The organism is Halopseudomonas salina, from assembly GCF_014637955.1.
Taxonomy (GTDB): Bacteria; Pseudomonadota; Gammaproteobacteria; order Pseudomonadales; family Pseudomonadaceae; genus Halopseudomonas; species Halopseudomonas salina.
In genome coordinates, this window is sequence record NZ_BMFF01000007.1 from 100,145 (window position 1) to 113,034 (window position 12,890).

10 protein-coding genes are annotated in these 12,890 nt (G+C 56.2%); 6 read left to right on the plus strand and 4 right to left on the minus strand.

The window, feature by feature from the left end; genetic code table 11:
- Positions 1-4 precede the first annotated feature (4 nt).
- The 4 genes from IEV54_RS14885 to IEV54_RS14900 form a co-directional block, all read right to left on the minus strand.
- Positions 5-1,690, minus strand: coding sequence for an AMP-binding protein (locus IEV54_RS14885; RefSeq protein ID WP_150278919.1), 1,686 nt, complete (start codon positions 1,688-1,690; stop codon positions 5-7).
- A 154-nt stretch (positions 1,691-1,844) separates the two neighbouring features.
- A complete protein-coding gene (gene sixA, locus IEV54_RS14890) occupies positions 1,845-2,315 on the minus strand; it encodes a phosphohistidine phosphatase SixA (protein ID WP_150278918.1) in 471 nt (156 codons plus the stop codon).
- A complete protein-coding gene (locus IEV54_RS14895) occupies positions 2,312-2,650 on the minus strand; it encodes a DUF4389 domain-containing protein (RefSeq protein ID WP_150278917.1) in 339 nt (112 codons plus the stop codon). The genes sixA and IEV54_RS14895 overlap by 4 nt, the downstream gene beginning before the upstream one ends.
- Before the next feature lie 2 nt (positions 2,651-2,652).
- Positions 2,653-3,696, minus strand: coding sequence for an NAD(P)H-dependent glycerol-3-phosphate dehydrogenase (locus IEV54_RS14900; protein WP_150278916.1), 1,044 nt, complete (start codon positions 3,694-3,696; stop codon positions 2,653-2,655).
- Positions 3,697-3,842: 146 nt separating this feature from the next.
- On the opposite strand from IEV54_RS14900, the gene IEV54_RS14905 reads away from it, so the two are divergent.
- The 6 genes from IEV54_RS14905 to fabB all read left to right on the plus strand — a co-directional run bounded on the left by IEV54_RS14905 (position 3,843) and on the right by fabB (position 12,643).
- On the plus strand, positions 3,843-6,029 hold the full coding sequence (locus IEV54_RS14905; RefSeq protein ID WP_188434474.1) for a TonB-dependent receptor: 2,187 nt from the start codon (positions 3,843-3,845) through the stop codon (positions 6,027-6,029).
- Between the two features lie 30 nt (positions 6,030-6,059).
- The gene (locus tag IEV54_RS14910) at positions 6,060-7,016 is read left to right on the plus strand and encodes a hypothetical protein (RefSeq protein WP_150278914.1); all 957 of its coding nucleotides are present in this window, start codon (positions 6,060-6,062) and stop codon (positions 7,014-7,016) included.
- Entirely contained in the window at positions 7,013-8,944 is a 1,932-nt protein-coding gene (locus IEV54_RS14915) for an ATP-binding protein (RefSeq protein WP_150278913.1), read from the plus strand. Before IEV54_RS14910 ends, IEV54_RS14915 begins: the two co-directional genes overlap by 4 nt.
- Before the next feature lie 130 nt (positions 8,945-9,074).
- Entirely contained in the window at positions 9,075-10,643 is a 1,569-nt protein-coding gene (locus IEV54_RS14920) for a class I adenylate-forming enzyme family protein (protein ID WP_150278912.1), read from the plus strand.
- A gap of 255 nt (positions 10,644-10,898) precedes the next feature.
- On the plus strand, positions 10,899-11,414 hold the full coding sequence (gene fabA / locus IEV54_RS14925) for a 3-hydroxyacyl-[acyl-carrier-protein] dehydratase FabA (protein ID WP_150278911.1): 516 nt from the start codon (positions 10,899-10,901) through the stop codon (positions 11,412-11,414).
- 11 nt (positions 11,415-11,425) lie between these two features.
- Positions 11,426-12,643: a beta-ketoacyl-ACP synthase I gene (gene fabB, locus IEV54_RS14930; RefSeq protein WP_150278910.1), complete on the plus strand. Its 1,218-nt coding sequence runs from the start codon at positions 11,426-11,428 to the stop codon at positions 12,641-12,643.
- The last annotated feature ends 247 nt before the right edge of the window (positions 12,644-12,890 follow it).

Consider the following 12,890-nt stretch of genomic DNA (forward strand, 5'->3'; position numbering starts at 1 on the left):
TTTATCAACCCTCTGCCTGCCACACTACATGCTTGCCGCTGACAGACCAGTCCTCAAAACGGTCCTGATAAGTCGCTTCAACGACGTTGCGCTTGATTTTCAGGGTCGGCGTCATGGAGCCGTTCTCGACAGTCCAGGAATCCTCCAAAATAACCAGGCAACTCAATTGCTCATGTCGGGCCAGAACGGCGTTGACCTCCTCCATCAAGGCAGCCAGGCTGCGGGCAAGCTGCTGACGATTTTCTCCTGCTTCATGAACGCCTGCCTCGGAGAGTTGGACCAGCGCCAGCGGCTGGGGCAGGTTATTGCCCACCACACACACCTGCTCCACCCTGCTATGTGCCGACAGGAGGTTCTCGATCGGCGCAGGAGCTACATACTTGCCTTTTGACGTCTTGAAAATATCCTTGATCCGGCCGGTGAGTCGCAGAAAGCCTTCGTTGTCTATTTCCCCGATATCACCCGTTCGCAGGAAGCCATCCGGGGTAATGGTTTCAGCCGTTTTTTCCGGCTCCTTGTAATACCCCTGCATGGTGCCGTTGCTGCGCACCAACAATTCCCCGTCCTCGGAAAGCCGGCACTCAACTCCCGGATTAGGCAGGCCGATCCAACCCTTTTTGTAACGTTTGGGGCGACCAAGATGTGAGTAGCCGCAGTTCTCGGTCATACCATAAACCTCCGCGATATTCAGGCCCAGGCTCTGATACCACGCCATTGTGCTGTCTGCCACCGGCGCAGCGCCGCACACCGCATAACGAATCTGATCAAGCCCCAGGCCCTCCAGCACCCTACGTCCCACGATCCGGCCAAGAACCGGAACCTTGAGCAATGTATCCAGTAAGCGCGGCGGGACCCTGCTGATTACTGCCAGGTGAAATTTGACCCAGATACGCGGCACGCCGAAAAAGACTGTTGGCCTGGCCCGCTGCATATCGCGCTGAAAAGTATCCAGGCTGTCGGCAAAGAAAATGGTTTCTCCTGCCAGTAGAGAGGCGATTTCGACAAACTGCCGCTCGGCTACATGACATAGCGGCAGATAGGAAAGTAAACGATCCTGATCGCTGATATTGAACAGGCGCAGACAATTGTTGGCCGAGAAATACATGTTCTGGAAGCTGAGCATCACCCCTTTGGGCATGCCGGTGGTGCCTGACGTGTAAATGATCGTAGCCAGTTGATCAGGCTCCGGGGAGGGCGTGCCCGGCAGAGGCTCGTGAGCGTCGAGCAGGGCTTGCCAGGTGAGAAGATCAGGGTCATCCGGTGCCAGAGGCAAGCCTATCCTGGGTATATCCTGCGGCACCCCCGAACGCATGCTGGCCCACTCATCAAGCTTGCCGACAAACACCGCGCGAGCCTCGGAATGCTCGAGGATCTGGCGCACGGAGTCGGCGGTCAGATTGGGGTATAAAGGTACGGAGATATGGCCTGCCATCCATATCGCCAAATCTGTCACGATCCAGTGAGCGCAATTCTTGGATATCAATGCGATATGGCTCTGCGGCGGCAGATCGAGGCTCAGGAGGTAGCTGGCAATGCGACGGGCCTGGGCACCTACTTCGCCCCAGCTGTAGTTCTGCACCTGACCGTCGGGCAAGGGTTGAACCAGGTAAGTCTTTTCCGGATGCAGTCGCTCGCGCCGATAAAACGCCGCCAGCGCCGTCGCGTCGGTCGATTTGGCCTGATCTTCCATTACACCACCTCGGTCTGTCTTGTTTTTCTTATGGATAAGACTGCGAGTTGAAAACTACCTATCCAAAATTCACTATCCCACGCCGCCTTCTTCCTGCCAAGACGAAACGGGCCTGGATTGTTGCAGCAAAACTGCCAGTTTGAAGACCGCAAAATCAGGCAGGAAGTTCGCCGGGACTTTTCAGCATCAGTAGCCGGCCGATTCCTGCGGCGGGAAAATCCGTTTCGATGCAGGCGAGCCCCGCTGTTGGCATGGGGTAATGGCCACTCCTGTGGCCATCGACAAGCAAAGAGATCAATTGACTGACCAGAGGCTGATGACTGACCAGCAGCAGGTTGCGCTCGGCACGCTCAGCTAGAAAGTCAAGCGCCTGGCGTGGATCGTCATCAGGTGTCAACCAGGCGGCAGTAGCGATGGCGCGCGGATAGGAAATCTCGTGGCACACCTGTTCTGCAGTCTGCTGCGCACGTACGTAAGGGCTTGCAAGAATAGTATCCAGTGACTCCCCTGCGAGAAGATGTGCGACCCTGCGCACCTCTTCACGACCGCGCAGGGTCAGCGCGCGCTCCGGATCGCTGGCTGCCATGGGCTCAGCCTGTCCATGGCGGAGAATCCAGATTTTCATTTGAGCTCGGAGTCAGTCGAGTTCGGCTCGCTCGAGTGGCGAGCTGCCGGAACCCACTGGGTCTCAGGGTCCGGCCATTCCATGAAGGGCCAGGGCTTCTGATCCGAGGCAAAAGTAACAAAACGTCCGATCTGCCATGCATATTGGGACAGGCTGTTACCGAAGCCGGCAAGTCGTGAATCCGACTCTCCAGTGAATAATTTGAATACCAATTGCAGTACCGTCACAGCGACCAGAAGCAACTCCGTGACCTGCCAGGCCAAGGCCAGAAGCAGCGTGTAAATCACTCGCAGCCAATAATCCGCTGAGGTGACTGTGCGTTTGAAAGCGTCCATTACTACTCCTTTTCCAATGGTGTGCAGGACATGAACGCAGAAAATTCCACGTCATCCTTTTGTTCAGCGCTCATCAGACGCCCGATCACAGCATCTAGAGGTTGCTGCTCGAACAATATGGCATGCAACCCTGTCACAAGAGGCATATAAACCCCCTCCTCGTCCGACTTCTGCTTGAGCACCTTCAAGGTGTTTACGCCTTCCGCGACCTGGCCAAGCTGAGCTACGCTCTCGTCGAGTGTATGGCCCTGCCCCAGGGCAAATCCAACCTGGTAATTGCGCGAAAGTGGCGACATGCAAGTAACTATAAGGTCACCGACACCAGCAAGGCCGAGAAAGGTCATTGGACTGGCACCCATGTGCACCGCAAAGCGGCTCATTTCAGCCAGAGAGCGCGTAATCAGCATGCTCTTGGTGTTTTCGCCCATGCCCAAAGCGGCGGCCATCCCGGAGATGATCGCATATACGTTCTTGAGGGCTCCGCCCAGCTCCACACCGTATTTGTCCTGGCTCGCATATACCCGTAAACGCCTGCTGCCAAGCACAGCCTGTACTCGGCTGCAGAGCGCCTGGTCTTCACTAGCCACCACTGTAGCCGTCAACTCGCCTGTAGCTATTTCCTTTGCCAGATTGGGTCCGGACAACACAGCGATCCGCGCACCCGGCGCCTCCTGCCCGGCAATGTCGCTCATCATCAGAAAACCAGGCTGCTCAATACCCTTGGTGGTACTGATCACATCCTTACCGGCCAGTTGAGGACCAATATCGTGTAGGACCGAGCGAAAGGCACTACTCGGGATGGCCAGGAACACCATATCGGCGGCTGCAACAGCGGCATGCATATCGGTTGTGACAACAAGGCGCGCGTCCAGCTTGAAACCGGGCATATAACGCTTGTTCTCATGCTCTCCAGCAATTTCCGCGGCAACTTTTTCATCACGTAGCCACAGTGTAACCGGGACGCCCCGAGCAGCCATCAGCCCGGCCAGCGTTGTTCCGAAACTTCCTCCGCCCAAAACGCATACGGAAATTTTCTTGTCAGTCATGCCAATTCCTTCAGCTGAGGTTTGCAGCCAGTATAATTCACATCGCAAACTAGGCGGGCTTGGACAGCAAAATCCGACAAAGTTCACTGGTAAATGTGATCACGGCAGGTAATATGGCAGCACATGACTACCCTGGTTGCATAATAATGGCATCTTATTCAACAAGAAGATTGTTACCCTTGCTGGGTGTGGCTTTAAGCCTCCCGGCATTTGCCATGGATGATATTGTTCTGCAGCCGCTTGAGCTGCCCTCTGTACTCAGCGCAACCCGCCTGAAGCAATCCCCCGCCGAAATTCCCGGCAGCATGACGGTTATTGATAGGGAATTGATTCGAGCCAGTGGGGCACGCGATGTACCCGAAATTCTGCGCCTGGTGCCTGGCATGATGGTCGGCTACCTGCTGGGACACCGCAGCAACGTGAACTATCACGGTACCAATACCACCGAAGCACGTCGCATGCAGGTACTGGTAGATGGCCGCTCGGTCTACAGGCCTGGCCTAGCAACGGTGGACTGGACCGACATACCTCTGGCTGTAGAAGATATCGAGCGTATCGAGGTTTTCCGCGGACCCAATACCGCCGCCTATGGTGCCAACGCACTGATGGGGGTCATCAACATCATTTCAACACCTCCCGAACTGCGCCAAGGGACACAGGTACGAATCACCCAGGGCAATCGCGGGGTTAATGACCTCTACGCCAGCCATGGCTTCAGTTTGCAAAACAGTGTCGCGCGGCTGAGCCTGTTCGCCAAGGAGGACACGGGGTTCGACTTTGATGACGATGGTAAGGATTATCGCGACAGCAGAAGGCTGAATGCCTTCAATCTGCTGGGGGAAACCACCCTGAGTGCGAACCAGAGTTTGCAATGGCAACTTGGAGCCAAGGAAGGTAGTAACCAGCTGGAGAATGATTATACGGTAATGGCCGAACCCTCCGACCTTTCTTTCAGGTTTGATCGGGAGATGGCTGAGCACGAGCCCAACTCAGACACCACAGCACGGGATTACTTTGCCCAGCTGCACTGGAAGAACGATCTATCGCCCACCAACCGCCTTGAAGTGAAGGCCTACGCACAACATATGGAACGCCTCGCCCAGTGGCGCGCCTGTGATTCACCCATTGTGTTTTCGCCATTACTGCGTGAATTGGCCGAGCTGGGGAACGTTTACCCTCGCCGCCTCAATTACATTCTGCGCAACCGCAGCGGCGCCTGGGGCGACCCAGCTTTTTATAGCGACTACCTGGTACGTTACGATGGCCTGCCACCAGACAAGCTCCCATTAGTGGACGCCCTGGTCGCCGAGCATCAGGCAGCCCGCGATGGTCAGCCTGCCTGCTGGGATCTCAACGAGAATCTGCGCGAGACCCGTTACGAAGTAGAGGTTCAGAATACGCTGCAACTGAGCAACTCGTTGCGGACAGTGCTGGGTGGCAGCCTTCGCTATGACGAGGCACGTTCGGACACCTTTTTTGATGGCCGGGTAGACAACCAGATTGGCCAGCTTTTCGCCAACTTCGAGTATCGGCCTCATGATCGCTGGCTATTGCATGCCGGCGCCATGGCCGAGGAAGACAGACTGAGTGGTTTTTCATTCTCGCCCAGACTGGCAGCGCACTATTTTCTGCGTCCGACCCATAGTCTTCGTGCGGTTTATTCCGAAGCTGTCCGCTCACCCGACATGTATGAGAACAATGCCAACTGGACCTATACAGCAAATAACCTGAGCGGACCGGTTTCCGGCAGCGACAAGTACTACGCCCTTGCCCGTGGTCCCGGAGATCTGGAACAGGAAAGGATGCGGTCCCGAGAGCTGGGGTACAACGGTTACTTCTCAAATCTTGCCCTCTCGGTCGACATAAAAGTCTTCTACGACGAGATCAGCAACATGATCAGTCAACCGCTGCAGATTGTTAACTTCGTGCCAAACAATGACAGCTTTAGTCGCTTCCAGGGTGCCGAGACTCAGTTGGACTGGAAAATGAGTCGCCGCGACAGAGTGCGGCTAACCTATGCTTATATCGATTTTGTAGCGACGAATCGGCTTGACCAGCGGCTGACCGCCCGCAACAGTGGTTCGGCGGCATGGCTGCGAGAGTGGCCGGCAGGCTTTGAAAGCAGTCTGATATATTACGGGGCTGACATGCTCAATGAACGTCGATTTGAACGGCTGGATGGCCGGGTTGCCAAGCGGTTTGGCTCCGGCACCAATAATCTGGAACTGGCACTGACCTGGCAATATCGACTGGATGACGAAGGCCTCACCTGGCCCGAGAACCTTTACGAGAATCGCAGCCACTATTACGTCAGCGCCGAGCTTGATTTCTGAGGCGGCTCTACCCGCAGGCAGTACTGACTGATGACAGACAGGCACAAGGAATGTCGCCATGAACAATACCTGGGCGCCCGTATCCGAGCGCTGGCAATGAGATTCGCCTGCCATATTTTGCTGTTATGGCTGAGCTCTTTGGCCATGTATTCACAGGCTGCAACGCTCATGGTCATCGTGCCAAGCCCAACAGCCCTGACTGAAGAGTTCGTCGACGAACTGACACGCGAGCGAACTGGAGACAAGATCCTGGTGCACAGCCTGGATACGGAACCACCCAATATGGCGGTCAACGCCGACGTTATCATTACCATGGGAGTCGCAAGCCTTGAGCGGCAACTGGCGAAAGGTAGCTCCACACCCGTCATAGCCACTTATGTCAGCCAGAGCAGCCTTAATGAATCAGCGTTAAAGGAATTGCCCAGGCATGCCCGCGTCATTCTGGCCAATCCCAAGCCGGAACGTCAGCTGCGCCTGGCCAAGCTGCTCATCCCGCGCTTGCGCACAGCTGCACTGCTGCACAGCTCTGTCGATACGGATCAGCTCAGCCACTGGATAAGAGCGGCTGACAGCAACGACGTCAAGCTGAACATTGCGGAGTTGGCTGCACCCGAAGACCTTGCCCGCACCCTGGTCAGCACGCTTGACCGAAGCGACGTACTCATGGGGCTCGACGACAGAAGCATCTTCAACGCAGACAACCTGAAGACCATTCTACTGACAAGCTACACGCGCGACCGGGTATTGATTGGCCCGAGCGCTCCTTTCATCGCGGCTGGCAGCCTCAGCACTACATTCAGCTCGCCAGCGGACATGGCCCGCAGCGTTGATTATCTGCTGGACAATCCCGCCTCGGATGCGCGCCTGGAATATCCGCGTTTTTTTTCCGTTCTCAGCAACCAGCAAGTCGCCCGCTCCATGGGCTTCGCACCGCCAGATGATGCTGCTCTGGCCGCAGAGCTCGTCCGCGTGGAGGACACCCAATGAGTCTCTGGCAAAGCGGCAGCATTCACAACCGGCTGATCGGTATTGCACTTTTTCCCGCGGTACTGCTTGCCTTGGTGGTATTTGCCTACTTTCTTGCGGAACGGCTCGACGACGTCGAACGGCAGCTTACGGAAACCGGGGAACTGATCGCCGAGCAACTGGCACCAACCGCCGAATACGGCGTGATCAGCGGCAATATCAGTACGTTGGAGAGCCTCATCAGTGGCGTTCTTGATACTCCCCACGTACTTAGTGTTGAGGTCTTCGATGATCACGGCAACCGGCTGGTCGCACTGCCGCCGGGTACAGCTGGAGCAGATGACGAAACCATACGGTATTTTTCCGCAGCGATCCGCCGCCAGCAGATCCCGCTCAAGAACGATCTCTTTCTATTGGACAGCGCACCCCAGATCAGCGACAGCTTCCGCTACCTTGGCCAGGTGCGCGTAGGCCTGAGCGAAAGCGCATTTAGCAGCAGGCAACACGAAATCCTCTACCGTGCGCTTATCCTCGCAGCGCTGGTAATGGTCGCGGCGTTATTTCTGGCCTTGCGTTTGGCCAAGGCGTTATCCGAGCCGCTCGCCCGCATGAGCACAGCAGTCCAGCGACTCAAAGAAGGCAATCTGAAGGTACGACTGGAAGAGGGCGAACAGCACGAAATCGGTCGATTGATGCACAACATCAACACACTTGCCAGCACACTGGAGCGCTCTGCCAGCGAGCAGAACCGCACCATGGCCGAGATGGCTGCAGCACGGGAAGAGGCAGAGACCGCCAACAATGCAAAGTCCGAATTTCTCGCCATGATGAGTCATGAGCTGCGCACGCCCATGAATGGTGTTTTCGGCATGCTTCAGTTGCTTGAAACTACCAGCCTCAGTAGTGAACAGACCGAATATGTGCAGATTGCTGGCGAGTCCACAAATCATCTGTTGCGTGTTATCAACGATATCCTCGATTTCTCGCGTATCGAACACGACGCGCTGGAGCTGGAACAGATCCCTTTTGATCTGGCAGACCTCATTGATCACTCGGCAGTCATCTTTGAACACACGGCAGCTCAGCAGGGTTTGCAAATGACCATGCAACGCAGCGGTGACCCGCAATCACCCAGGGTTGTTGGCGACCCCACTAGAATCCGCCAGATTCTGGTAAACCTGATTGGCAATGCATTGAAATTTACCGAGCAGGGCAGCATCGAAATTACCAGTAGTTGGCATCGGATGTCTGCCAACAGCCTGTGGCTGGAATGTCACGTCAGTGACACCGGCATAGGGATCTCCCCACAAAAGCTGGAAAGCATGTTCGATGCATTCCGTCAGGCAGACAACAGCACTTCACGACGGTTTGGCGGCACCGGTCTGGGGTTGTCCATTGCCCGGACATTCGCCGAGAAGATGGGCGGCCAACTGACTGCAAGCAGTAAGGAAGGCGAAGGTTCCTGTTTTACCCTCGGCATCCCTCTGCCCCTTGCCGAAGCAGGATCCGATATAGTCACAGTCGAGAACCTGCCAGAAAAAATCGTGTATAGCCCCCGACCCTTGCTGCTCATCGAGGATAATCCGGTGAACCAGATGGTTATCGAGGGCATGCTGCGCACGCTGGAACACAGCGTCATTACAGTTGAAAACGGCCAGAAGGCGCTGGATATTCTCGGCGAAGGAGTACAGGAGTTCTCTGTCATTCTGATGGACTTGCACCTGCCCGACATTGACGGCATCAGCGTCTTTAGGCGCTACCTCGCAGAGTGCGAGACACGGGGTATCCGACCAGCACCTTGCATTGCCCTGACCGCCAGTGCCTTCGAGGAGGACCGCCGGCTGTGTATCGAGGCAGGCATGCAGGACTTTCTCAGCAAGCCGGTGTCGCGTCAGGCCCTGCAACGCAGCCTCGACACCTGGCTACGCATTGATCAAAACAATCATTGATGATCCTGATTGCCTGACATTTCGTGCCTGTCAAAGCGTGTGCGGAGAAGCGATACTAAGCGGCTATTAAGTTACCGCAATGCCTGAAGGCATCTCCATACCATACCAACCAGCACAGGGCCGACCGTCAATGAGCGCTACAGCAATTACGCCTGTTACCCTCGATACTCCATTTTGTCTGCTTCCGGAACTCATCGCTCGCCACGCCGCAGAACGCGGTGATCACCCAGCCCTCGTCCAGGAAGGTAAGCAACTCAATTTCCGCGAACTGGATCAACAGGCAAACCGGGTAGCCGCCGCATTGCAGCGCGACGGGCTGGTTGTCGGTGACAGCATCGCCATCTGTGGCAGCAACTCGATTGCCTATGCCCTTTTGTATATAGGCGCTCTGCGTGCAGGCGTTGTGGTCGCGCCGCTCGCCCCCTCTTCTACTCCTGAAAGCCTGATGACCATGATTCGCGACTCGGCAGCCAGGCTGGTGTTTGTTGATCAGGCTGTTGATCAGGCACTGGCAACGATCGATGCCGCCAAACAGATTCGCCTGTTGAGCATGGACGACAGCCGGACGGATGAAAGCTTCAGTGCCTGGCTGGACAATGCTGTACCCAAGCCGGTTAACATCACTGCAGAGATGCCATTCAATATCATCTATTCTTCCGGTACTACGGGCGAACCAAAGGGCATCGTGCAGTCACACGGGATGCGCTGGTCACATATTCAGCGGGGACTGGTGTTCGGCTACGGCCCCGATTGTGTCACCCTCATTTCTACGCCTTTGTACTCCAACACTACCCTGGTTTCATTTCTGCCCACGCTGGGCCTGGGCGGTACTGTCGTATTGATGTCCAAGTTTGATGGTGCGGCTTATCTGAAACTGGCAGAGCAGCATCAGGTGACACATACCATGCTGGTACCGGTGCAATATCAGAGGCTCATGGCTCGGGAGGATTTTGATAATTACGACCTGTCGCATTTTCAGATGAAATTCAGTACCAGTGCACCCTTCCATGCCGAACTCAAGGCCGACATTCTGGCGCGCTGGCCGGGTGGTCTCATCGAGTTCTACGGTATGACAGAAGGCGGCGGGTCTTGCATGCTCGCAGCCCACCAATTCCCCGACAAGCTGCACACCGTGGGCAAGCCGCTAGAGAACCACGATATCCGCGTAATTGATGAAGAATGCAAGGAGCTGCCGCTCGGCTCGGTTGGCGAAGTTGTGGGGCATTCCCCGGCAATGATGACCGGATACCTGAACAAGCCGGAGAAAACAGCTGAGGCCGAATGGTACGACTCCGAAGGCAAGCGCTTTATTCGCACTGGCGATGTCGGCAGATTTGATGAAGATGGCTTCCTTACCCTGATGGATCGCCGTAAAGATATGATTATCACAGGGGGATTCAATATCTATCCCAGTGACCTGGAACTCGAGCTACGCAAGCATCCGGATTTGCAGGACGTCACCGTCATCGGCGTACAGTCCCGCAGCTGGGGGGAAACACCGGTAGGCTATGCAGTTCTCAAGCCCGGCACCAACACCGAGGCTGACAGCATTCGCGAGTGGTTCAACCAGCGCGTTGGCAAGACCCAGCGTCTGAACCGCCTGATTCTGACTGACGAACTTCCGCGCAGTGCCATTGGCAAGGTATTGAAACGCGAGCTGCGCGACCAGTTCCAGGAACAGTTCGGCGAGCTCGATTGAATTACCAAACCCATTCCTGCCAGCTCCAGTCGGGCTGGCGGGGATTGATCCAGATCAGCTACGCCGGTTCGAGCGCGACAGAAACTTTGTTCTCAGCAGTCATCGCAGGTATCCTCAACGCCTGAGCTGCCGGCGTAGCGCATTTTTGTGACTTTCCAGTCGGGCGGGCAGTCTAGCTTACGCTGACGAGTCGCTATTGCACTCGTTACGCAGAAACCATACCGCCCCACCGAACGGGGATGAGCAGGAGCGAACATGTCTAAACAGAATGCGTACAACCGGGAAGAGCTGCTTCAGTGCAGCCGTGGCGAGTTGTTCGGACCCGGAAACGCACAACTACCCGCCCCCAACATGCTGATGATCGATCGTATTACCCACATCAGCGACACTGGCGGTAAATATGGCAAGGGCGAAATAGTCGCCGAACTCGATATACATCCCGACCTGTGGTTCTTTGCCTGCCACTTCGAAGGCGACCCTGTCATGCCCGGTTGCCTTGGCCTGGATGCCATGTGGCAACTGGTAGGCTTTCACCTCGGCTGGTTGGGTTACGCAGGCAAGGGCCGCGCCCTGGGCTCCGGCGAAGTGAAATTCTTCGGCCAGGTTTTGCCCAGCGCCAAGAAGGTCACCTACACCATACATATCAAGCGCACTATCAACCGCTCACTGACCCTCGGTATTGCCGACGGCAGCATGGCCGTCGATGGCCGCGAGATCTACACCGCTGAAGGTTTGCGTGTAGGTCTGTTTACTTCTACCGATAGCTTCTGAGGATTCTCACCATGCGTCGTGTCGTCATTACCGGAATGGGCATTATCTCCTGCCTCGGTCAAGACCTTGAAAGCGTTGCCGCCAGCCTTAAATCCGGCAAATCAGGTATCCGCCATAACCCCTCCTATGCGGAAATGGGCTTACGCAGCCACGTATCCGGTAGTGTGGACATTGACCTTGATGCCGCCATTGACCGCAAGGTCAAGCGCTTCATGGGCGACGCCGCTGGCTTTGCCTATCTGTCCATGCAACAGGCGATAGCCGATGCCGGCCTGACTGCCGAAGAGATCAGCCACCCTCGCATAGGGCTGATCGCCGGCAGTGGCGGCGCCTCGACCCTGAACCAGATGGAAGCGGTCGACATTCTGCGCGAAAAAGGCGTTAAGAAGATTGGACCCTATCGCGTACCCCGCACCATGGGCAGCACCGTATCAGCCTGTCTTGCAACACCATTCAAGATCAAGGGCATCAACTACTCGATCTCCTCGGCCTGCGCTACCAGCGCTCACTGCATTGGCAGCGCAATGGAGCAGATTCAGATGGGCAAGCAGGACATGGTCTTTGCTGGCGGCGGTGAAGAGGAGCACTGGTCCCAGTCAATGCTGTTCGACGCCATGGGCGCCCTCTCTACTCAATACAACGACACCCCGGAGAAAGCTTCACGGGCTTATGACTCCAAGCGGGATGGTTTCGTGATTGCCGGTGGCGGCGGCATGGTCGTGGTCGAGGAGCTCGAGCATGCCCTGGCGCGCGGAGCAAAAATCTACGCTGAAGTGGTTGGTTATGGCGCCACCTCCGACGGCTATGACATGGTCGCACCCAGCGGTGAAGGCGCAGTACGCTGCATGCAGCAAGCACTGGCAACCGTGGAAGGCGACATTGACTATCTGAACACGCACGGCACCTCCACTCCGGTCGGCGACGTCGCAGAACTGAAGGCTATTCGTGAGGTGTTTGGCGACAAGCCGCCAAAGATCAGTTCGACCAAGAGTCTCACTGGCCACTCCCTGGGTGCTGCTGGTGTACAGGAAGCCATCTACTGCCTGTTGATGATGCGCGACAATTTCCTTACCGCCTCCGCGAACATCGATGAGCTGGACGAAAACGTCGGCAGCCTGCCAATTCTTCGCGAAAAGGCTGATCAGGCCGCGAACCTGATGATGTCCAACAGCTTTGGTTTTGGCGGCACTAACGCTACGCTGGTGCTGAAGCGTTGGACCAACGCCTGATCTCTGGTTAACAGCAGCGCAGTTGTAACCCTTCGGGCGGCCTTGGCCGCCCGAAGTCGTTGTGGTGTCTGAAAATCGGGCTACGCCCCAATTAAGCGCTTACCGCTCGAAGATGGCGCAGCTCCACAACCTTGCTGTTATTTCGCAGCTGATTGCATGCCCGCTAGCGCTTACCCGGCGCTGGCATCTTCCTTGCTTAAGCTGATGGCAGACATAGGTAATATCAATCTGACATCCCCCCCCCCCC

Coding starts and splice junctions, on each gene's coding strand:
- IEV54_RS14895 (WP_150278917.1), bottom strand. CDS start 2,650: ATGGACGCTTTCAAACGCACAGTCACCTCAGCGGATTATTGGCTGCGA.
- IEV54_RS14915 (WP_150278913.1), top strand. CDS start 7,013: ATGAGTCTCTGGCAAAGCGGCAGCATTCACAACCGGCTGATCGGTATT.
- IEV54_RS14885 (WP_150278919.1), bottom strand. CDS start 1,690: ATGGAAGATCAGGCCAAATCGACCGACGCGACGGCGCTGGCGGCGTTT.
- fabB (WP_150278910.1), top strand. CDS start 11,426: ATGCGTCGTGTCGTCATTACCGGAATGGGCATTATCTCCTGCCTCGGT.
- IEV54_RS14900 (WP_150278916.1), bottom strand. CDS start 3,696: ATGACTGACAAGAAAATTTCCGTATGCGTTTTGGGCGGAGGAAGTTTC.
- IEV54_RS14920 (WP_150278912.1), top strand. CDS start 9,075: ATGAGCGCTACAGCAATTACGCCTGTTACCCTCGATACTCCATTTTGT.
- IEV54_RS14905 (WP_188434474.1), top strand. CDS start 3,843: ATGGCATCTTATTCAACAAGAAGATTGTTACCCTTGCTGGGTGTGGCT.
- sixA (WP_150278918.1), bottom strand. CDS start 2,315: ATGAAAATCTGGATTCTCCGCCATGGACAGGCTGAGCCCATGGCAGCC.
- fabA (WP_150278911.1), top strand. CDS start 10,899: ATGTCTAAACAGAATGCGTACAACCGGGAAGAGCTGCTTCAGTGCAGC.
- IEV54_RS14910 (WP_150278914.1), top strand. CDS start 6,060: ATGACAGACAGGCACAAGGAATGTCGCCATGAACAATACCTGGGCGCC.